Genomic DNA, 21,229 nt, shown 5'->3' on the forward strand with positions numbered 1-21,229 from the left:
CGGCGGTTGCTTACAGCTGCAACAGGCGGAACAGGGCGATCAGGTTGATCTGCGCCAGGGCTTCCTTGAATTCGGCATCGGCATCGTTATGGATGCGTTTCTCGAAGGAGGCGAGGATCTGGTGCCGGTTGCTGCCTTTCACTGCCATGATGAACGGGAACTGGAACTTGGCTTTGTAGGCGTCATTCAGCTCGGTGAAACGGGCGAACTCTTCGGCGGTGCACTGGTGGATACCGGCGCCGGCCTGCTCATTGGTGCTCGATTCGGTCAGCTCGCCCTGGATGGCGGCCTTGCCGGCCAGGTCCGGGTGAGCGTTGATCAGCGCCAGCTGATCAGCGTGGTTGGCGCTGAGCAGGATGTCGCTCATGCGCTGGTGCAGCGCCTCGATCTCGTCCAGTTCGCCCAACTGGCCCAGGTCGTAGGCTTTTTCGGCGACCCATGGCGAGTGCTCATAGATATCGGCGAACGCCGCGACGAAGGCATCACGGGACAGCGTGGAGGGCTTGAGGGTCTTGAAGGCGGTCATCAGGCGTTCTCTTTCTTGTACGGGTGGGTTGCGTGCCAGTGGCGGGCGATGTCCACGCGGCGGGCGAACCAGACCTGGTCGTGGCTCTTGGCGTAGTCGACGAAGCGCTTGAGCGCAGCCAGGCGCGCCGGGCGGCCGACCAGCCGGCAGTGCAGGCCGATGGACAGCATCTTCGGCGCTTCGGCGCCTTCGGCGTACAGCACGTCGAAGGCGTCCTTCAGGTACTGGAAGAACTGCTCGCCGCAGTTGAAACCCTGTACCTGGGTGAAGCGCATGTCGTTGGTGTCCAGGGTGTACGGGATCACCAGGTGCGGCTTGCCGGTCGGGTTGTTCGGCTCCCAGTACGGCAGGTCGTCGTCATAGGTGTCGCTGTCATAAAGGAAGCCACCTTCCTCCATGACCAGCCGGCGGGTGTTCGGGCCGGTGCGGCCGGTGTACCAGCCCAGAGGGCGCTCGCCGGTGATTTCGGTGAGGATGCGGATGGCTTCGAGCATGTGCTCGCGCTCCTGGGCCTCGTCCATGTTCTGGTAGTCGATCCAGCGGTAGCCGTGGCTGCAGATCTCGTGGCCGGCTTCGGCCATGGCGCGAATCACATCGGGGTGGCGCTGGGCGGCCATGGCCACGGCGAAGATGGTCAGCGGTACCCCACTGTCCTTGAACAGCTTGAGCAGGCGCCAGACGCCGGCGCGGCTGCCGTACTCGTACAGCGATTCCATGCTCATGTTGCGCTGGCCCTGCAACGGCTGGGCAGCGACCATTTCGGAGAGGAAGGCTTCGGACTCTTTGTCACCGTGCAGAATGTTGCGTTCGCCACCTTCCTCGTAATTGAGGACGAAAGACAGCGCGATGCGAGCGTTGCCCGGCCATTGCGGGTGAGGAGGGTTGTTGCCGTAACCGATCAGGTCGCGAGGATAGTCAGCGCTCACTGCAGTCTTCCTTCTTGTGTGTTGGTGCGGGGTGGGCGGGCCGCGTCGGGATGTCGCACCACCGGATGGGCTGATTGTATACAACTTCTGAAATCTTTTGTAAGCCTGTTTTTCCGCATTTCTTCCCTTTTGTCGCATGGGAATGCGTTGCAAGAAACCTGCCTGTTTGGTCAGTTAATGACATTAGGCTCTGCACAGCGCCTGTATTTGCTACTGATGGCTGGTTTGCCGGGGCTGCGACAGAAGGGATTAAAAAATTGTGTACAATCTGACGGTGAAATGTCTTAATGGCGTCATTCCCGCACATCGCAGGCCCTATGCCGGGGCGTTGGCTGTGTATTTTTTGCCCATAGAGTGAACAAGAGGCGACAAGCAGATGGGACGTTTGACCACACACGTACTGGATGCCGCACATGGCTGCCCAGGCAGCTCGATCAAGGTCGAGCTGTACCGCGTCGAAGGCCAGCAGCTGGAGCTGGTGAACACTGCCCTGACCAACAGCGACGGCCGCGTCGACGCCCCGCTGCTGCAAGGTGACGATTACCGTACCGGCGTCTACCAGCTGCAGTTCAGTGCTGGCGCCTACTACCGTGCTCGCGGCGTGCAGCTGCCGGACACAGCGTTTTTGGATGTTGTCGTGCTGCGGTTCGGCATCGATGAAAAGCAGGAGCACTACCACGTGCCGCTGCTGATCTCGCCGTACAGCTATTCGACCTATCGCGGAAGCTAGTTGGTCGCTAGAAGAATCTTCGTAGGTCCTTTGGCCCGCTCTCACACTGGCGGGCTTTTTTTCGTCTGCTGTTTTTGTAATGCCTGCACCGGCCTCCTCGCGGAAGAACCCGCTCCCACAGGATCTGCGCTGCCCTTGGAAGGGGGCGCCCGCGAAGAGGCAGGATCAGAGTGAATGAAGAAAGGGCGCCGAAGCGCCCTTGGTTGGTGCGGTGAGAGTCAGAGGAACACGAACTTGGCAATGAAGATCGCGCACAGCACCCACAGGCTGGCGGAGATTTCCTTGTACTTGCCGGTACCCGCCTTCAACGCCACGTAGCTGATGAAGCCCAGGGCAATACCATCGGCTACCGAAAAGGTCAGCGGCATCATGATCACCGTGACGATCGCTGGAATGCTGTCGGTGGCTTCGTCCCAATGAATGTGCGCCATGCTGCCCATCATCAGCATCGCCACATAGATCAGCGCACCGGCAGTTGCGTAAGCCGGAATCATGCCGGCCAGTGGCGCGAAGAACATCGCCGCCACGAACAGAATGCCCACCACCACAGCCGTCAAGCCGGTTCGGCCACCCGCAGCCACACCAGCAGCGCTCTCTACATAGCTCGTTACCGGTGGTACGCCGACCACCGCGCCAAACACGCTCGACGCACTATCGGCCTTCAGCGCCCGCGACAGGTTCTCGATGCGCCCGTCCGGTGCCACCAGGTTGGCCCGCTGGGCCACGCCCATCAAGGTGCCGGCGGTGTCGAACATGTGCACGAACAGGAACGCCAGCACCACGCTGATCATGCTGACGTTGAACACGCCTGCAACATCCATGGCCATCCAGGTCGGTGCCAGGCTCGGCGGCATCGACATCACCCCGCCGAACTTGACCAGGCCCAGGCCCCAGCCCGCCACGGTGACGCCGATGATGCTGATCAGGATCGCACCGAATACCCGCTTGTAGCTGAGGATGGCAATCAGCAGGAAGCACAGCGCGGCCAGCAGTGGCCCTGGTTCATGCAGCGAGCCCAGCTTGATCAGGGTGGCCGGGCTATCAACGATGATGCCGGCCGTCTTCAGGCCGATCAGCCCGAGAAACAATCCGACGCCGGCCCCCATGGCATGGCGCAGGCTCACCGGGATGCTGTTGAGCAGCCACTCGCGCACGCGGGACAAGGTCAGGAACATGAACAGCACACCGGAGACGAACACGGCCCCCAGCGCGGTTTCCCAGTTGTAGCCCATGGTGCCGACCACGGTGTAGGTAAAGAAGGCGTTCAGCCCCATGCCCGGCGCCAGGCCCACCGGCCAGTTGGCGTACAGGCCCATCAGCAGGCAGCCCAGCGCGGCGGCGATGCAGGTGGCGACGAAGGCGGCACCGTGGTCGATGCCGGCGTCGGCCATGATGTTGGGGTTGACGAAAATGATGTAGGCCATGGTGATAAAGGTGGTCACCCCGGCGATCAGTTCGGTTTTGACGGTGCTGCCGTGTTGCTTGAGTTTGAAAATCCGCTCCAGCCAACTCGTTTCGAGCGGTGGCGCGAGATCCAGCGTAGGGGCTTCGGATTTGCGGCTTTCCACAGCGAGTACTCCTCAAGTCTTTCTTGTTGTTGTGGGAGCCAGGGTCCTGAGCAATGCACTTGGTGGCTCCTCGAGGGAAGGCAGACGTCTGACGCGTTTGTTGACTTACGGGTCAAGAAGTTGCTCGGTGGATTATGCTTTTGTGTACAAAGAATGCAAATAATGTTTTATGTTTTGTGCGCGCAATGCGTCGTACAACGGCTATATAGGTAAAACGCCCCCTGCGGAATCGCCTCAGCCTGTGTACAATGGCGCCATACTTTCTCTTCGTGCCTCGAGAGCCCATGAACGAACAGCTGCAACCTCTGAAAAAACCTGCGCGCACTGGCAAGGCCGGCCGCAGTGGTACCCAGGACGACATCGTCTACGCGCATATCTTCGAGGCTATCCTCGAGCAGCGATTGGCGCCGGGCACCAAGTTGAGCGAGGAAGCGCTGGGCGAGATCTTTGGCGTCAGCCGCACCATCATCCGCCGCGCCCTGTCGCGCCTTGCCCACGAAAGCGTGGTGCTGCTGCGGCCCAATCGCGGTGCGGTGGTGGCCAGCCCGACGGTGGAAGAGGCCCGCCAGGTGTTCTTCTCGCGGCGCATGGTCGAACGTGCCATCACCGAGCTGGCGGTGCAGCATGCCACCCTTGAGCAACTCAACGAACTGCGCCAGATGGTGCGCGAGGAGCGTGACAGCTTCTCCCGTGGCGACCGCGGTGCCGGTATCCGCCTTTCCGGCGAGTTCCACCTCAAGCTGGCCGAGGCAGCTGGCAATGCACCCTTGGTGAGCTTCCAGCGCAGCCTGGTCTCACAGACCTCGCTGATCATTGCCCAGTACGAAACCGGTACCCGTTCGCATTGCTCGTATGACGAGCACATGCAGCTGATCGATGCCATCGAAGCGCGTGATGCCGAGCAGGCAGTCAGCTTGATGATGCACCACATGGACCACATCGACAGCAAGCTGAACCTTGACGAGGAAAGCGCCTCGGACGACCTGCACGCGGTGTTCTCGCACCTGCTGAAGAAACCAAAGGTGTCGGCCAAGGGCTGATCCTGTCCAAGATTGAAAGGGCCGCTCTGCGGCCCTGCTTGGTTACTGGCCAATAGCCAAACCTCTGCTAAATTCTTGTGAGCAAACCTTCATCAAGCAGTTGGGCTTGCGCATCCATTGCGTTCCACTTCTTGAGGATAGGTCGATGACCATGTCTCTGGGTACACGGATGGGGGCCGAACTGGTCGGCACCTTCTGGTTGGTTCTGGGTGGTTGTGGCAGTGCCGTACTCGCAGCCAGTTCTCCGGTCGGCATCGGTGTGCTCGGTGTCGCCTTCGCCTTCGGTCTCACTGTACTGACCATGGCCTTCGCCATCGGTCATATCTCCGGTTGTCATCTCAACCCCGCCGTGTCGTTCGGGCTGGTGGTCGGTGGCCGCTTCCCAGCCAAAGAGCTGTTGCCCTACGTGATTGCCCAGGTGATCGGTGCCATCCTTGCTGCGGGCGTCATCTACCTGATCGCCAGCGGCAAGGCCGGCTTCGAGCTGTCCTCGGGCCTTGCCTCCAACGGCTACGCCGACCATTCGCCCGGTGGCTACACACTGGGCGCGGGCTTCATCAGTGAAGTGGTGATGACCGCCATGTTCCTGGTGGTGATCATGGGGGCCACCGATGCGCGCGCCCCGGCAGGCTTCGCGCCGATTGCCATCGGCCTGGCCCTGACCCTGATCCACCTGATCTCGATCCCGGTGACCAATACCTCGGTCAACCCCGCGCGCAGCACGGGGCCGGCCCTGTTCGTCGGTGGTTGGGCCCTGCAGCAGCTGTGGCTGTTCTGGGTGGCGCCGCTGATCGGGGCTGCGATCGGCGGCGCGCTGTACCGGGGCCTGGCGAAAGAGCCTTAGCGCTGATGCACGCAACGCCCGGCGGCGTAGGTTTCGCGTACGGTGCGGTCGTCGCCCAGGGTGGTCAGCACGAACAGGGTTTCCTCGATGCTGTTGGACTGCTGAATGCGGTAGTCCAGCAGCGGCGTGGCCTTGTAGTCGAGCACCACGAAGTCGGCATCGTTGCCTGGGCGCAGGCTGCCGATACGGTCGTCCAGGCTCAAGGCGCGAGCGCCACCGAGGGTGGCCAGGTACAGCGATTTGAACGGGTGCAGGCGCGCGCCTTGCAGCTGCATCACTTTGTAGGCCTCGTTCAAGGTGTTTAGCAGCGAGAAGCTGGTGCCGGCGCCGACGTCGGTGCCCAGGCCCACGTTGACCTTGAAACGCTCAGCCTGGGGCAGGTTGAACAGGCCGCTGCCGAGGAACAGGTTGGAGGTCGGGCAGAAAGCCACGGCCGAACCGGTTTCGGCCAGGCGCTGGCATTCGCTGTCGCACAGGTGCACGCCATGGGCGAACACCGAGCGCTCGCTGAGCAGCTCGAAGTGGTCGTAGACGTCCAGGTAGCCCTTCTGCTCGGGGAACAGCGCTTTCACCCAGTCGATTTCCTTGAGGTTCTCGGACAGGTGGGTGTGCAGGTACAGGCCCGGGTACTCCTTGAGCAACTGCCCGGCCAGGGTCAGCTGCTCCGGCGTACTGGTCGGGGCGAAGCGTGGGGTCACGGCGTAGTGCAGGCGGCCCTTGCCGTGCCAGCGCTCGATCAGCTGCTTGCTCTCGGTGTAGCCGGACTCGGCGGTGTCGGTCAGGTAGTCCGGGGCGTTGCGGTCCATCATCACCTTGCCGGCAACCATCCGCAGGTCCAGGCGCTCGGCTTCTTCGAACAGGGCATTGACCGACTGCGGGTGCACGCTGCCGAACACCAGGGCAGTGGTGGTGCCGTTGCGCAGCAGTTCCTTGAGGAAGATCTTCGCCACCTTGTCGGCGTGATCCTTGTCGGCGAACTGCTTTTCGCAAGGGAAAGTGTAGGTATTGAGCCAGTCCAGCAGTTGCTCGCCGTAGGAGCCGATCATGCCGGTCTGCGGGAAGTGGATATGGGTATCGATAAAGCCTGGGGTGATCAGCGCGTCCTGGTAATGCACCACTTCGATGTCGGCTGCCAGGCTCGGCAGCAGCTCGCTGGCTGGGCCGACGGCGCTGATGCGGCCATCGTCGATCACCAGCAGGCCATCCTCGAAATACTCATGGGAAGCGTCCAGGCCTACCTCGGCCGGGTCGGCGATGCTGTGCAGGATGGCGGCACGGTAGGCTTTGCGGGTCACGGTCATAACATACTCGTCAAATGGCTTGGCTGCGCCGGGAGGGCGGCAGCAACTGGGCAATGGGGCCGGCATTGGCGGCAGCGTCGTGCTGGCCGAAGCAGGCGTTGTAGGTGGCAATGATTTCGCCAGCGATGGACACGGCAATCTCGATCGGCAGCTTGCCCTTGACCTCGGGCAGGCCCATCGGGCAGCGCATGCGAGCCAGCTGCGCATCGTCGTAGCCGCGCTCGCGCAGGCGGTGCTCGAACTTGACCCGCTTGGTCTTCGAGCCGATCAGGCCGAACCAGGCGAAGTCGTTGCGCTTGAGAATGGCGGCGGTCAGTTCCAGGTCGAGCTGGTGGTTGTGGGTCATGACGATGCAGTAGCTGCCCGGCGGCAGGTCTGCGACTTCGTCGACCGGTTCCTCACTGACGACCTTGCTCACCCCGTTGGGGATGAGTTCGGGGAATTCCTGTTCACGCGAGTCGATCCAGCGCACCCGGCAGGGCAGCGCGGCGAGCAAGGGTACCAGAGCGCGGCCGACATGGCCTGCGCCGAACACGGCGATCTGCGCCTGTACAGCAGCCATGGGCTCGAACAGCAGCACGGTGGCGCCACCGCAGCACTGGCCGAGGCTGGCACCGAGGCTGAAGCGCTCCAGGTGCGGGGTGTTGCGGTGCTCCTCCAGCATCTGCCGGGCGATGTGCAGGGCCTTGTATTCGAGGTGGCCGCCGCCGATGGTGTCGAACAGGCCTGTGGCGCTGACGACCATCTTCGAACCGGCGTTGCGCGGGGTCGAGCCGCGCTCCTCGATGATGGTCACCAGCACGCAGGCTTCGCCACGAGACTGGTGGTCGGCGAGGGCGTTGATCCATTGGTGCATGATTCAGATCCTCCTCAGATCAACCCGGTCCGCTTTCTGTGGAAGCGGCCTTGCGTCGCGAAAGGGCTGCGCAGCAGCCCCAAAACTCTATGTTGCAGCACAGATCCTGGGGCCGCTTCGCGACCCTTTCGCGACACAAGGCCGCTCCCACAAAAGAGCGGCCTTGCGTTGTTACTGGGTGACGGTTTCCAGTTCCTGTTCAGTCGGTTGCTGCTGGGCCACTGCCTTGCGCATCTGTTCACAACCCCACAACACCCGCTCCGGCGTTGCCGGCGCATCCACCTGGGGCTGCACACGGTAGTCGGCGATGCTGGCCACGGCGTCCTTGAGCGCGCACCAGGCGGCAATGCCGAGCATGAACGGCGGCTCGCCCACGGCCTTGGAGTGGAACACGGTGTCTTCCGGGTTCTTGCGGTTCTCCACCAGCTTCACCCGCAGGTCCAGCGGCATGTCGGCCACTGCCGGGATCTTGTAGCTGGCCGGGCCGTTGGTCATCAGTTTGCCCTTGGCGTTCCACACCAGTTCTTCGGTGGTCAGCCAGCCCATGCCCTGGATGAAGCCGCCTTCGACCTGGCCAATGTCGATGGCCGGGTTCAGCGAGTCGCCCACGTCATGCAGGATGTCGGCGCGCAGCATCTTGTACTCGCCGGTCAGGGTGTCGACGATCACTTCCACGCAGGCAGCGCCGAAGGCGAAATAGTAGAACGGCCGGCCACGTGCCTGGCTGCGGTCGTAGTAGATCTTCGGCGTGCGGTAGAAACCGGTGGTCGACAGCGATACCTGGGCGAAATAAGCCTGCTGCACCAGCTGCTCGAAGCTGACGATCTGGTCGCGCACGCGCACATGGCCGTTGCGGAACTCGACATCTTCCTCGGTCACCTGGTAGTGCCGCGCAGCAAATTCGGTGAGGCGCTTCTTGAGGATTTCGGCGGCGTTCTGGGCGGCCTTGCCATTCAGGTCGGCGCCACTCGAAGCTGCGGTTGGCGAGGTATTGGGTACCTTGTCGGTATTGGTGGCGGTGATCTGGATGCGGCTGAAGTCGACCTGGAATACTTGCGCCACCACTTGTGCCACCTTGGTGTTAAGGCCCTGGCCCATCTCGGTGCCGCCGTGGTTCAGGTGAATGCTGCCGTCGGTATAGATGTGGATCAGCGCACCGGCCTGGTTGAGGAACGTGGCGGTGAACGAAATACCGAACTTGACCGGGGTCAGCGCCAGGCCCTTCTTCAGGACCGGACTGTTGGCATTGAAGCGGCGGATCGACTCGCGGCGCTCGGCGTAGTCGCTGCTGGCTTCGAGTTCGGCAGTCATCTCTTCGAGCATGTTGTGCTCGACGGTCTGGTAGTAGTGGGTGACGTTGCGCTCGGTCTTGCCGTAATAGTTGGCCTTGCGCACGGCCAGCGGGTCGCGGCCGAGGTGGCGGGCGATGTGGTCCATCACCTGCTCGATGGCGACCATCCCCTGCGGGCCACCGAAGCCCCGGTAAGCGGTGTTGGAGGCGGTGTTGGTCTTGCAACGGTGGCCGTGCACGGTGGCATCGCCCAGGTAGTAGGCGTTGTCGGCGTGGAACATGGCGCGGTCGACGATCGAACCGGACAGGTCGGGCGAATAGCCGCAATTGCCGGCCAGGTCGAGGTTGATGCCGTGCAGCCGGCCGTCGTCATCGAAGCCGACGTCGTATTCCACGTAGAACGGGTGGCGCTTGCCGGTCATGGTCATGTCTTCGACCCGGGGCAGGCGCATCTTGGTCGGTTGACCCGTCAGGCGGGCGATCACCGCGCACAGGCAGGCCGGGCTGGCCGCCTGGGTCTCCTTGCCGCCGAAGCCGCCGCCCATGCGGCGCATGTCCAGTACTACCTTGTTCATTGGCACGTCGAGCACTTCGGCGACCAGCTTCTGCACTTCGGTGGGGTTCTGCGTGGAGCAGTAGACGATCATGCCGCCGTCCTCGGTGGGCATCACCGAGGAAATCTGGGTTTCCAGGTAGAAATGCTCCTGGCCGCCGATGTGCAGGGTGCCTTGCAGGCGGTGCGGGGCGCTGGCCAGGGCCGCGGCCGAGTCGCCGCGCTGGTGGGTATGGCTGTCGAGCACGAAGTGCTTCCTGCGCAAGGCATCGACCACGTCCAGTACCGGCTCCAGGTCTTCGTATTCGACGATGGCGGCCATGGCCGCTCGGCGGGCGGTGTCGAGATCGCGGGCCGCCACGGCGAGCACCGGCTGGCCGAAGAACTCGACCTTGTCGATGGCCAGCAGCGGGTCGCCGGCCACCACCGGGCCGATGTCCTTCAACCCTGGAATGTCTTCGTGGGTAATGGCGATGCGCACGCCTTCGAAGGCGTAGCAGGGCGAGGTGTCGATGCGCAGGATGCGCGCATGGGCACGGTCTGCGGTGCGCGCATAGACGTGCAATTGATTGGGGAATTCCAGGCGGTCGTCGATGTACAGCGCTTCGCCCGACACATGCTTGTCGGCACTGTCGTGCTTGACGCTGCGGCCGACCCCGGTGGTCAGGTCCTGGCTGAACAGTTCGGCCATCTCGGCCTGGCTCTTGGCTGCGTGATGGTTAGACATAGTCGGTCACCCGGGTCTCGATGTAGGGCGTTTGCTGTTCGATGAAGTACTTGCGCAACAGGTTCTGCGCGGTCAGCAGGCGGTATTCCTTGCTGGCGCGGAAGTCGCTGAGCGGGGTGAAGTCTTCGGCCAGGGCCTGGCAGGCACGCTCGATGCTGGCCTGGTTCCACGGCTTGCCGCGCAGGGCGGCTTCGCAGGCGCGGGCGCGCTTGGGGGTGGCCGCCATGCCGCCGAAGGCGATACGCACGCCGCTGACCACACCGTCTTCGATGCTCAGGTTGAAGGCGCCGCATACGGCGGAAATGTCATCGTCCAGGCGTTTGGACACTTTATAGGCGCGGAAGGCCCAGTCGTTGCTGGCGCGTGGCACGATGATCTTCTCGATGAACTCGCTTTCCTGGCGGGCAGTGATGCGGTAGTCGATGAAGTAGTCTTCCAGTGGTATCACCCGCTGGCGCTCGCCCTGGCGCAGCACTACCTGCGCATCCAGAGCGATCAGCAGGGGCGGCGAATCGCCGATCGGCGAGGCGTTGCCGATGTTGCCGCCGAGGGTGCCCTGGTTACGGATTTGCAGCGAGGCGAAGCGGTGCAGCAGGGCGCCGAAGTCGGGGTATTCCTCGTTGAGTGCGCCGTAGCAGTCGGTGAGCGGGGTGGCGGCGCCGATTTCCAGGTGGCTGGCGGTCTTGTCGATGCGCTTGAGTTCGGCGACGTGGCCAACGTAGATCATCACCGGCAGGGTCTTGTGGAACTGGGTGACCTCCAGCGCCAGGTCGGTGCCACCGGCCAGCAGGCGGGCTTCCGGGTGCGAGCTGTACAGGTCGGCCAGGTCGGCCACGGTCAGCGGAACCAGGCAGCGTTTGTCGCCACTGTTGAGTTCGCCGGTCTGGGTCGGCGCAATAGCCTTGAGACGGGCGATGGTCTGCTCTTGCTGGGCGTCGAACTGGTCGCGGCAGGGCTGGCGGCAGCTTTGCTCGGCGGCGTCGAGGATCGGGCGATAGCCAGTGCAGCGGCACAGGTTGCCGGCCAGGGCTTCCTGGGCCTGATGCAGGTCGGCGCCCTGGCTGTTCTTCTGCAGGGCGAACAGCGACATGACGAAACCAGGGGTGCAGAAGCCGCATTGCGAGCCATGGCAATCAGCCATGGCCTGCTGCACGCTGTGCAGCTGGCCGTTGTGCTTGAGGTCTTCAACGCTGATCAGTTGCTTGCCGTGCAGGGATGAAACGAAGGTCAGGCAGGCGTTCAGGCTGCGGTAGCGCAGGCTGTCCTCGCCCTGTTCGTCCTGGACGAGTTCGCCAACCACCACGGTGCAGGCGCCGCAGTCGCCACTGGCGCAGCCCTCCTTGGTGCCGGGTTTGCCCAGGTGCTCACGCAGGTACTGCAGCACCGTCATGTTTGGGTCCAGGGCATGCTCACTACGCAGCTCCTGGTTGACGAGAAACTGGATCACGGGGATGGCCTCGCAATGGTTTTATTGTTGTTGGGCGGACAATAAGCAGACCTGTCGCAGTGGTCAATATTTTTCTGACTCAAAGGTCAGGAAATTGCGCATGTCAACGCCCAGCCGAACGCAGCGCCCATATCACAAGCATAGATCGCGCCGTGTCACTGACGGCCTGGCAGGGTAAATAAAGCGCCGCGCCCCTCTGCGCGTGCGCCGGGCAAGTGCGCTACAATCGCTCCCTTGTGCCCAGTTCAATGATTTTGAAGGAAAACCATGACGTTCAAGGCGCCGGACAGCCTCTCCGAGCAGATTGCCGACTACCTGGCCGAACGCATCATCCGCGGCGAACTTGCGCCGGGTGAGCGTGTCCAGGAGCAGAAGGTCACCCAGGCCCTCAGCGTCAGCCGCGGCTCGGTGCGCGAAGCGTTGTTGATCCTCGAACGTCGCCATCTGGTGGCGATCCTGCCGCGACGTGGTGCTCATGTGACTAAGCTGGACGAGCGCAGCGTGCGCAGCCTGTGCACCTTGATGGGCGAGTTCTACATCCTGCTGGGCAACGCTGTTGCCCAGCAATGGCGCCTGGAAGCCGACCTGCGCCCGTTTCTGGACATCCAGCAACGCCTGCAGCAGGCTCGCGAGCGCCAGGACATCAAGGTGTTCGTCGCCGAGAGCTTCGCGGTGATGCGTGCTGCCTATCCTTTTGCTGACAACCCCTATCTGCAGGAAACCGTAGAAAATCTTCAGCCGGCCATGAGCCGTGCCTACTACCTGGCCCTGGATCAGCGCCAGGCCAGCATGGATGACTACCTCGACCTGTTCGCCCGCCTGCTGGAAGCCGTGGTGGCGCGTGACCTGCCGCGCATCCGCGAGGTGCTCACCGCCTATGGCCAGCGCAGCTGCGAACTGGTGCTGGCGGCGTTGGCCCGAGGCTGACCGATGCGCCTGAAGTGCATTCGCCTGGCCGGGTTCAAGTCGTTCGTCGACCCGACCACGGTCAACTTCCCCAGCAACATGGCGGCCGTGGTCGGCCCCAACGGCTGCGGCAAGTCCAATATCATCGACGCAGTGCGTTGGGTGATGGGCGAAAGTTCGGCGAAGAACCTGCGTGGCGAGTCGATGACCGACGTCATCTTCAACGGCTCCACCAGCCGCAAGCCGGTGAGCCAGGCGAGCATCGAGCTGGTGTTCGACAACAGTGAAACCACCTTGGTTGGCGAATATGCCGCCTACGCCGAAATTTCCATCCGCCGCAAGGTCACCCGCGACGGGCAGAACAGTTATTACCTGAACGGCACCAAGTGTCGCCGTCGGGACATCACCGACATTTTCCTCGGCACCGGCCTGGGGCCGCGCAGCTACTCGATCATCGAGCAGGGCATGATCTCCAAGCTGATCGAGGCCAAGCCCGAAGAGCTGCGCAACTTCATCGAAGAGGCGGCCGGCATCTCCAAGTACAAAGAGCGCCGCCGCGAGACCGAAAGCCGCATCCGCCGCACCCAGGAGAACCTGGCGCGTCTGACCGACCTGCGCGAAGAGCTGGAACGCCAGCTCGAGCGCCTGCACCGCCAGGCCCAGGCCGCCGAGAAGTATCGCGAATACAAGGCTCAGGAACGCCAGCTCAAGGCGCGCCTGTCGGCCTTGCGCTGGCGTGACCTGGACGAGCGTGTGCGCCAGCGCGAGGCCGTGATCGGCGATCAGGAGGTCGCTCATGAGGCGCTGGTTGCCGAGCAGCGCAATGCCGATGCCAGCATCGAGCGGCTGCGCGACGGCCATCATGAGTTGTCCGAGCGTTTCAACCAGGTGCAGGGCCGCTTCTATTCGGTGGCGGGTGACATCGCTCGGGTAGAGCAGAGTATCCAGCACGGCCAGCAGCGCCTGCGCCAGTTGCAGGACGACCTCATGGAAGCCGAGCGCACGCGCCAGGAAACCGAATCGCACCTGGGCCATGACCGCACGCTGCTGGCCACGCTGGGTGAGGAGCTGGCCATGCTCGAACCGGAGCAGGCGTTGACCCTGGCCGCCGCCGAAGAGGCTGCCGCCACCCTCGAAGAGGCCGAGCTGGGCATGCACGGCTGGCAAGAGCAATGGGACAGTTTCAATACCCGCTCTGCCGAGCCGCGGCGCCAGGCCGAAGTGCAGCAGGCGCGCCTGCTGCAGCTGGAGGCCAGCCTGGAACGCATTGCCGAGCGCCAGCGCAAGCTGGTCGAGGAGGGCGAGCAGTTGGATGCAGAACCACAGGATGCCTCCCAGCTTGAACTCTCCGAGCGACTGGCCAGCAGCGAGATGCTGCTGGAAGAGTTGCAGTTATCGGAAGAACAGGTGGTCGAGCGCCTGGAAAGCGTGCGTGAGCAACTGCAGCAGGCGACCAGTGCCCAGCAACAGCAGCAGGGCGACCTGCAGCGCCTCGGCGGCCGCCTGGCCTCGTTGGAGGCGCTGCAGCAGGCCGCGCTGGAGCCGGCGGGCGGTGCCGCCGACTGGCTGCACGAGCAAGGCCTGCAGCAACGCCCGCGCCTGGCTGAGGGCCTGCGCGTGGAGCCGGGTTGGGAGCTGGCAGTGGAAACCGTGCTGGGTGCCGACTTGCAGGCTGTGCTGCTGGACGATTTTGCCGGGCTGGACTTTGCCGGCCTGGAGCAGGGCGAGCTACGGCTGTTGCTGGCGGCTGGTGGTCGTGAGCGTCACCCCGGCAGCTTGCTCGACAAGGTCGAGGGGAGTACCGATCTGAGTCCGTGGCTGGGCAGGGTACAGCCGGTCGAAGACCTCGCCGAGGCCCTGGCACGGCGCGCCGCACTGGGCGAAGGGCAAAGCCTGGTCAGCCGCGATGGCTACTGGGTTGGCCGCCATTTCCTGCGCGTCAGCCGCGGTGGCGAGGCGCAGGGAGGGGTGCTCGCCCGTGGCCAGGAAATCGAACGCCTTGGGCAGCAGCAGCTAGAGCTTGAGGCCGCGCTGGAGCATCTGGAGCAGCAGCTTCAGGCCGCCCGCGAGCAGCAGCTGGGCCTGGAAGAACAGCGTGAGCAGCTGCGTCGGCGCAGCCAGGAAGAAAACCGTCAGCAGGGTGAACTCAAGGCCAGCCTCTCCGCCAATCGTGCCCGCGCCGAGCAGGTAGCGCTGCGTCGCGGCCGCTTGCAGGAGGAGCTGGCCGAGCTTCTGGAGCAGCGTGCTCTGGAGCAGGAGCAGTTGGGTGAGGCGCGGCTGGTGCTGCAGCAAGCCCTGGACCTGATGGCCCATGACACCGAACAGCGCGAACAGCTGATGGCGCGCCGCGACACCCTGCGCGAAGGCCTTGACCGTATCCGTCAGGAAGCCCGTCAGCACAAAGACCACGCCCACCAGCTGGCTGTGCGTCTTGGGTCGTTGCGTGCCCAGCACGACTCCACTCATCAGGCCCTGGAGCGCCTGGAACAGCAGGCCGCACGCCTGAGCGAGCGCCAGGAGCAGCTGAGCCTGAACCTCGAAGAAGGTGAGGCGCCGCTCGAAGAATTGCGCCTGAAGCTCGAGGAGCTGCTGGAGCGGCGCATGAGCGTCGATGAGGAAATGCGCCTGGCGCGCCTGCACATGGATGAAGCCGACCGCGCACTGCGCGATGCCGAAAAGCGCCGCACCCAGGCCGAGCAGCAAGCCCAGTTGCTGCGCGGCCAGCTGGAGCAGATGCGCCTGGAAAACCAGGGCCTGGACATTCGCCGCAAGACCTTGCAGGAACAATTGCTGGCCGACGGCTACGATTTGCAGGGGGGGCTCGCCACTGTCGAGGCCGATGCCAGCGAGCAGGGCACCGAGCAGGAACTGGAGCAGATGGAAGGCCGCATCCAGCGCTTGGGTGCAATCAACCTGGCGGCCATCGAGGAGTACGAGCAGCAGTCCGAGCGCAAGCGTTACCTCGACGCCCAGGACGCCGATCTGGTCGAGGCCCTGGACACCCTGGAAAACGTCATCCGCAAGATCGACAAGGAAACCCGCAACCGCTTCAAGGATACCTTTGATCAGATAAATGCCGGATTACAGGCACTTTTTCCAAAAGTTTTCGGTGGTGGCAGCGCTTATCTGGAACTGACGGGCGAAGATCTACTCGATACAGGGGTGACGATCATGGCGCGCCCGCCGGGCAAGAAGAACAGCACCATCCATCTGCTGTCCGGCGGCGAGAAGGCACTGACCGCATTGGCGCTGGTGTTTGCCATCTTCAAGTTGAACCCCGCACCGTTCTGCATGCTCGACGAGGTCGATGCGCCGCTGGACGATGCCAACGTCGGGCGGTACGCCCGTCTGGTCAAGGAAATGAGTGAAAGCGTGCAGTTCATCTACATCACCCATAACAAGATTGCCATGGAGATGGCGGATCAATTGATGGGGGTGACCATGCATGAGCCCGGTTGTTCACGTCTTGTTGCAGTCGATGTGGAGGAGGCCCTGGCCATGGTGGAGGCCTGATGAGCGATGATGGGGCGAAAACAACAGGCAAATGCCCCTGTCATGTGCGACAGACGGTGTAAAGTTGTCTTTGGTCGTGCTAGCTTAATGTCACTCGTTTTTTGCGTGGGTAAAACGCCTGTCAGAACATAGAGTTGGCGCCACGTGTTAAAGGGCTTTGAACCCTTTGTTTTCAAGCATATTTTTATAGAGGCACGGGATTACATGGAAATCGGTCTGCGCGAGTGGCTGATCGTCATCGGCGTCATTGTCATCGCCGGTATTCTTTTCGACGGCTGGCGCCGCATGCGCGGCGGAAAAGGCAAGCTGAAATTCCGTCTGGATCGCAGTTATTCCAACCTGCCGGACGAAGAAGGCAGCGCTGAAGTGCTCGGCCCATCGCGGGTGCTGGAAACCCACAAGGAGCCTGAACTGGACGAAACCGACCTGCCTTCGGTCAGTGCGCCAGCACGTGAGCGTGAGCGTGAGCCCAAGCCGGCCAAGGCCAGCAAGCGCGGCAAACGTGTGGCAGAAGCGCAGCAGCAGGGTGACTTGAACCTGGCAGCCGAGCCGCGTGAGCCCGACCTGTTCGCCGATGCCGACGAAGATCTCGCCGCCGACACCACCCGCAACAGTGGCTTCGCTGCCACCGGCAACGCAGCCAAGGAGCTGCCACCGGTCGAGGAAGTGCTGGTGATCAGCGTGATTTCCCGCGACGAAGGTGGTTTCAAAGGCCCGGCCCTGCTGCAGAACATCCTTGAAAGCGGCCTGCGTTTTGGCGAAATGGATATCTTCCATCGTCACGAAAGCATGGCCGGTCATGGTGAAGTCCTGTTCTCCATGGCCAATGCGGTCAAGCCGGGCATCTTCGACCTGGACGACATCGACCATTTCAGCACCCGTGCGGTGAGCTTCTTCCTCGGCCTGCCAGGCCCGCGTCATCCGAAGCAAGCCTTCGACGTGATGGTGGCGGCAGCGCGCAAGCTGGCCCACGAGCTCAATGGCGAACTGAAGGACGACCAGCGCAGCGTGCTGACCGCCCAGACCATCGAGCACTACCGCCAGCGCATCGTCGAATTCGAGCGCCGTGCGCTGACCCAGAAGCGCTGATATGCCCAAGTGGGCGGACCTGGCCTCGGTCTCGCCCACCCTGTTTCAAGTGCAAGAGCAGCCCTGGGCTGCTCTTTTGCTTTGCAAGAGAACCTGAAAATGACCGCCGAAACCCGAATCCACGAACTGCGCGCCGAGCTGGACCAGCACAACTATCGCTACTACGTGCTCGACGAGCCGAGCGTGCCCGATGCCGAGTACGACCGCCTGTTCAATGAGCTCAAGGCGCTCGAGGCCGAGCACCCGCATCTGGTAACCCCTGACTCGCCTACCCAACGTGTCGGCGGCGCTGCCCTGGCTGCCTTCAGCCAGGTTCGTCACGAAGTGCCGATGCTCAGCCTTGGTAACGCTTTCGAAGAGGCCGACCTGCGTGAATTCGGTCGCCGTGTGGTGGACGGGCTCGACCAGCCCGGCACGGTGGACTTCAGTTGCGAGCCGAAGCTCGATGGCCTGGCGGTGAGCCTGCTCTACCGTGACGGCCAGCTGGTGCAGGGTGCCACCCGTGGTGACGGCACCACTGGCGAGGACATCAGCGCCAACGTGCGCACCGTGCGCAACATCCCGCTCAGGCTGCAGGGCGAGGGCTGGCCTGCCGTGCTCGAAGTGCGTGGCGAGGTATACATGAGCAAGGCCGGCTTCGACCGCCTCAATGCTGCCCAGGCGCAAGCTGGCGGCAAGACTTTCGCCAACCCGCGCAACGCCGCTGCCGGCAGCCTGCGCCAGCTCGATTCGAAGATCACTGCCGGGCGCCCGCTGGAGTTCTGCTGCTACGGCGTCGGGCAGGTTTCCGCGAGCATCGGCGAGAGCCACATCGGCATCCTTGAACAGCTCAAGCAGTGGGGCCTGCCGATCAGCCGCGAGCTCAGGCATGCGGCCGGTATCGAAGAATGCCTGGCCTACTACCGCGACATCGGCGAGCGCCGCAACAGCCTGCCGTATGAAATCGACGGCGTGGTATTCAAGGTCAACAGCCTGGCTGCCCAGCGCGAGCTGGGCTTCCGCGCACGTGAGCCACGCTGGGCCATCGCCCACAAGTTCCCGGCCATGGAAGAACTCACCGAAGTGCTGGACGTGGAATTCCAGGTCGGCCGAACCGGCGCGGTCACGCCGGTGGCTCGCCTGAGGCCGGTCAAGGTGGCGGGCGTGACAGTGTCCAACGCCACCCTTCACAACATGGACGAAATCGCCCGGCTGGGGCTGCGCATCGGTGACACGGTGATCATCCGCCGTGCCGGTGATGTGATCCCGCAGGTCATGCAAGTGGTGCTCGAGCGCCGCCCCGAAGATGCGCGCCCGGTGCATGTGCCGAGCGAATGCCCGGTGTGCGGTTCACAGGTCGAGCGTACCCAGCTGGTCAAGCGCAGCAAGGGCAAGGAAACCACCAGCGAAGGTGCGGTGTACCGCTGCGTCGGCCGCCTGGCCTGCGCTGCCCAGCTCAAGCAGGCGATCATTCACTATGTCTCCCGTCGTGCCATGGACATCGATGGCCTGGGCGAGAAGAGTGTCGAGCAGCTGGTGGATGAAGGGCTGATCAGCTCGCCGGCCGATTTGTACCAGCTGGAATTCGATCAGATCGTCGGCCTGGAGGGCTTTGCCGAAGTTTCCAGCAAGAAACTGCTGGACGCCATCGAAGCCAGCAAGCGCCCGAGCCTGGCGCGCTTCATCTATGCCCTGGGCATTCCGGATGTCGGCGAGGAAACCGCCAAGGTCCTGGCTCGCTCGTTGGGCAGCCTGGATCGTGTGCGACAGGCGCTGCCCCAGGTGCTGACTTATCTGCCGGACATCGGCCTGGAAGTCGCCCACGAGATCCACAACTTTTTCCAAGACGAGCACAACCGCAAGGTCATCGAGCAGTTGTTGGCCTGCGGCATGCAGCTGCAGGATGAAGGCGAGCTGGCTGCCGAGTTCGCCGCCAGCACCACCCTTGCCGGCATGATCGCCAAGCTGGATATCGCTTCGGTCGGCCCGACCGGTGCCGAGAAGCTGGTGGCCAAACTTAATAGCCTGGACAAGATCATCGCCGCTGACGGCATCGACCTGCGCCAGGCCCTGGCGGCGAAACAGGCAGACGCGGTGCGCGAATTCTTCAAGGATGAGGCCAACCAGAAGCTGGCCCGTGATATCGAGGCCCAGTTGTTGGCTTTCGGCATGCACTGGAGCAGCGAGAAGAAGGTGGCTGAAGGCCTGCCGCTCGCCGGCCAGACGTGGGTGCTGACGGGGTCCCTGGAGCGTTTCAGTCGCGACATCGCCAAAGAGAAGCTGGAGGGCTTGGGTGCCAAGGTGGCCGGCTCGGTGTCTGGCAAGACCCACTGCGTGGTCGCCGGCCCTGGTGCTGGCTCCAAGCTCGCCAAGGCCAGTGAGTTGGGCGTGAAGGTACTGGATGAGGAAGCCTTCGTGGCCTTCCTGGCGGAGCAGGGCATCACAGTCTGACCCTGTGCGGTGCTTGCAGGGGCGGATTTATCCGCGAAGAGGCCGGCCCTGCCACGCTCAATCCGGACAAGTCATTGAGAAATGATGACTTTTTCTTCCGCAGAGGTTGTATCTTCGCCCCAGACCGGTACAATGACGCGGCTCGCTGCTTGGCGAGCCGCGTAGTGGTGGCCCCATCGGTCCCCCCGCATTGATTACCCGTTAACCTGGTCAGGCCCGGAAGGGAGCAGCCATAGCGGGAACATCGAGTGCCGGGGTGTGGCTGGTGGGGCTGCCTCCATTTCCGGGGTCGGAAAATTGTAGTCGGCCCTGCGCATCACCTCCCCCATCTTTTGATCATTGTTACAGCTGTCGCATGATCCAGGTGCCGACAACGATCACGATCAACGAAAACCCCGCTCCCATGCCAAGCGGTATCAGCACTTCCCAAGGGGAGGCGTTCCTGGCTTTACGCATGTCTTCTTGCAGCGCCTCGATCTCAAGGTACATTTCCTCGCGGATTTCCTGAATGGAGCGTCGCATGGTTGTTCCTCTGCGTGATTATTTGACCAGAAGGCTGATGATTCCGCTCAGGGCTGCCAATGTGGTAGAGCCGACGATAAAGGGATAGCAGAATGTCTCGCGGTTGAGCTTGTTCACTTCAGCGGAAAATTTTCGGGCTTCAGCGCTGAGTCTTTGCTTTTCGATCAGCAGTTTATCGAGTTCGAGGTTGTCGCGTTCGTCCTGACGCATGAGGCTTCCTTGTGCGATAGCGAAAACGTCTGTGCGGCTATTTTGTTCCGTTTCCTGGTCTATGGAAATCGTTCGCTTCGAATGTTGTTGTAGTCTCGGTGGCTTTAATTTTCCGATATTTCAAGGGCTGCAGCGTGTGCCTGGAATTCTCCTTGGTTAAAAAGAGAAATCTCCTACACGCATTCATTTGCTGAAGAATTATCCTACGCAACCTGTCGCCACCCGTCTGATTGTCCCTAGGAAGCCTGCCCTTTAGCATTTTGTGGTCGCTGTCGGTTCAGCGATCGGGTGTGGAAGCCCAGCGGTGTGGCGTATGTCGTTATGACAGTTGTGCGCGGGAGGCTCTCAAGCCTGCCGGGCTCGCCGTACCCTGGTCTTCCACCTCGCGTACAACTGTCACCCTATCGCGTGGAAGCGAAAAGGGGGGCACCAACTCGGTACGGTGACCTATGAAAAAGATTGTTCCAGATCCACCCCACAACCTCGATCCTCAGCCAGGCAAGGTCCTGTCTCGCGCCATCAGCGAGGGCATTGTCCCGATGGAATACGTGCTGATGAACGTCTCCCATTATCTGATGTTCGCCTACAGCGACAGTCGGCGTGCGCTGGAGCGCATCGAGGATGAAGAGACGAGGCAATTGCTCCAGCACGGCTTGCGGGCGATGCAGATTGCCTGTGGGCAGGCGGATGCGTTGGTGGCGGCTGTGGAGCGGAAGTGATTGTGTGAGGGCTGGCAGGTGCTTGGCGGGC

The 21,229-nt window shown here is 62.7% G+C and carries 17 protein-coding genes and 1 other RNA gene; 9 read left to right on the top strand and 9 right to left on the bottom strand.

Features of this window, described 5'->3' with window-relative positions; all coding sequences use genetic code 11:
• Positions 1 to 10: 10 nt before the first annotated feature.
• Positions 11 to 526, bottom strand: a complete 516-nt coding sequence (gene uraD, locus HU738_RS20745; RefSeq protein WP_176510347.1) for a 2-oxo-4-hydroxy-4-carboxy-5-ureidoimidazoline decarboxylase — start codon at positions 524 to 526, stop codon at positions 11 to 13.
• Positions 526 to 1,452 carry an allantoinase PuuE gene (puuE, locus tag HU738_RS20750; protein ID WP_054884131.1) on the bottom strand — a complete coding sequence of 309 codons (927 nt, stop codon included), beginning with the start codon at positions 1,450 to 1,452 and terminating at the stop codon, positions 526 to 528. The genes uraD and puuE overlap by 1 nt, the downstream gene beginning before the upstream one ends.
• A 376-nt stretch (positions 1,453 to 1,828) precedes the next feature.
• Between puuE and uraH the strand changes: the two genes are divergently transcribed.
• The gene (gene uraH, locus HU738_RS20755; RefSeq protein WP_054884130.1) at positions 1,829 to 2,182 is read left to right on the top strand and encodes a hydroxyisourate hydrolase; all 354 of its coding nucleotides are present in this window, start codon (positions 1,829 to 1,831) and stop codon (positions 2,180 to 2,182) included.
• A gap of 218 nt (positions 2,183 to 2,400) precedes the next feature.
• On the opposite strand, the gene HU738_RS20760 is transcribed toward uraH, so the two are convergent.
• Positions 2,401 to 3,750 (bottom strand): NCS2 family permease, encoded by a 1,350-nt coding sequence (locus HU738_RS20760; protein ID WP_176510346.1) that lies wholly within the window; start codon positions 3,748 to 3,750, stop codon positions 2,401 to 2,403.
• Positions 3,751 to 4,034: 284 nt separating this feature from the next.
• Here HU738_RS20760 and HU738_RS20765 point away from each other — a divergent pair, with 284 nt between their 5' ends.
• Positions 4,035 to 4,790 carry a GntR family transcriptional regulator gene (locus HU738_RS20765; protein ID WP_110636686.1) on the top strand — a complete coding sequence of 252 codons (756 nt, stop codon included), beginning with the start codon at positions 4,035 to 4,037 and terminating at the stop codon, positions 4,788 to 4,790.
• Between the two features lie 145 nt (positions 4,791 to 4,935).
• A complete protein-coding gene (aqpZ, locus tag HU738_RS20770; protein ID WP_054884127.1) occupies positions 4,936 to 5,634 on the top strand; it encodes an aquaporin Z in 699 nt (232 codons plus the stop codon).
• Here aqpZ and guaD read toward each other — a convergent pair.
• The 4 genes from guaD to xdhA form a co-directional block, all read right to left on the bottom strand.
• Positions 5,631 to 6,935, bottom strand: coding sequence for a guanine deaminase (guaD, locus tag HU738_RS20775; protein ID WP_186603295.1), 1,305 nt, complete (start codon positions 6,933 to 6,935; stop codon positions 5,631 to 5,633). The two genes, aqpZ and guaD, sit on opposite strands and share 4 nt — an antisense overlap.
• 10 nt (positions 6,936 to 6,945) lie before the next feature.
• Positions 6,946 to 7,791, bottom strand: a complete 846-nt coding sequence (gene xdhC, locus HU738_RS20780; protein ID WP_186603296.1) for a xanthine dehydrogenase accessory protein XdhC — start codon at positions 7,789 to 7,791, stop codon at positions 6,946 to 6,948.
• A 171-nt stretch (positions 7,792 to 7,962) separates the two neighbouring features.
• On the bottom strand, positions 7,963 to 10,362 hold the full coding sequence (xdhB, locus tag HU738_RS20785; RefSeq protein WP_186603297.1) for a xanthine dehydrogenase molybdopterin binding subunit: 2,400 nt from the start codon (positions 10,360 to 10,362) through the stop codon (positions 7,963 to 7,965).
• On the bottom strand, positions 10,355 to 11,809 hold the full coding sequence (gene xdhA, locus HU738_RS20790) for a xanthine dehydrogenase small subunit (RefSeq protein ID WP_186603298.1): 1,455 nt from the start codon (positions 11,807 to 11,809) through the stop codon (positions 10,355 to 10,357). The genes xdhB and xdhA overlap by 8 nt, the downstream gene beginning before the upstream one ends.
• Positions 11,810 to 12,076: 267 nt before the next feature.
• On the opposite strand from xdhA, the gene HU738_RS20795 reads away from it, so the two are divergent.
• The 5 genes from HU738_RS20795 (at position 12,077) to ffs (ending at position 20,018) form a co-directional block, all read left to right on the top strand.
• Positions 12,077 to 12,736, top strand: coding sequence for a GntR family transcriptional regulator (locus tag HU738_RS20795; RefSeq protein WP_186603300.1), 660 nt, complete (start codon positions 12,077 to 12,079; stop codon positions 12,734 to 12,736).
• 3 nt (positions 12,737 to 12,739) lie between these two features.
• On the top strand, positions 12,740 to 16,228 hold the full coding sequence (gene smc, locus HU738_RS20800) for a chromosome segregation protein SMC (RefSeq protein ID WP_186603307.1): 3,489 nt from the start codon (positions 12,740 to 12,742) through the stop codon (positions 16,226 to 16,228).
• Between the two features lie 204 nt (positions 16,229 to 16,432).
• Complete coding sequence (zipA, locus tag HU738_RS20805; protein ID WP_176506759.1) at positions 16,433 to 17,317, top strand: cell division protein ZipA; 885 nt, start codon at positions 16,433 to 16,435, stop codon at positions 17,315 to 17,317.
• Positions 17,318 to 17,416: 99 nt separating this feature from the next.
• Positions 17,417 to 19,747 carry an NAD-dependent DNA ligase LigA gene (ligA, locus tag HU738_RS20810; protein WP_186603309.1) on the top strand — a complete coding sequence of 777 codons (2,331 nt, stop codon included), beginning with the start codon at positions 17,417 to 17,419 and terminating at the stop codon, positions 19,745 to 19,747.
• Positions 19,748 to 19,921: 174 nt separating this feature from the next.
• An RNA gene (gene ffs / locus HU738_RS20815) (signal recognition particle sRNA small type) lies at positions 19,922 to 20,018 on the top strand.
• A gap of 71 nt (positions 20,019 to 20,089) precedes the next feature.
• Here the strand turns inward: ffs and HU738_RS20820 are convergent.
• Together HU738_RS20820 and HU738_RS20825 are read right to left on the bottom strand one after the other, a co-directional pair.
• Entirely contained in the window at positions 20,090 to 20,269 is a 180-nt protein-coding gene (locus HU738_RS20820) for a hypothetical protein (protein ID WP_176506761.1), read from the bottom strand.
• Between the two features lie 18 nt (positions 20,270 to 20,287).
• A complete protein-coding gene (locus tag HU738_RS20825) occupies positions 20,288 to 20,479 on the bottom strand; it encodes a hypothetical protein (RefSeq protein ID WP_176506762.1) in 192 nt (63 codons plus the stop codon).
• Positions 20,480 to 20,928: 449 nt separating this feature from the next.
• Here HU738_RS20825 and HU738_RS20830 point away from each other — a divergent pair, with 449 nt between their 5' ends.
• Positions 20,929 to 21,198 (top strand): hypothetical protein, encoded by a 270-nt coding sequence (locus HU738_RS20830; RefSeq protein WP_225923510.1) that lies wholly within the window; start codon positions 20,929 to 20,931, stop codon positions 21,196 to 21,198.
• The last annotated feature ends 31 nt before the right edge of the window (positions 21,199 to 21,229 follow it).

The sequence above is a fragment of the Pseudomonas vlassakiae genome (assembly GCF_014269035.2).
GTDB classification, from domain to species: Bacteria; Pseudomonadota; Gammaproteobacteria; order Pseudomonadales; family Pseudomonadaceae; genus Aquipseudomonas; species Aquipseudomonas vlassakiae.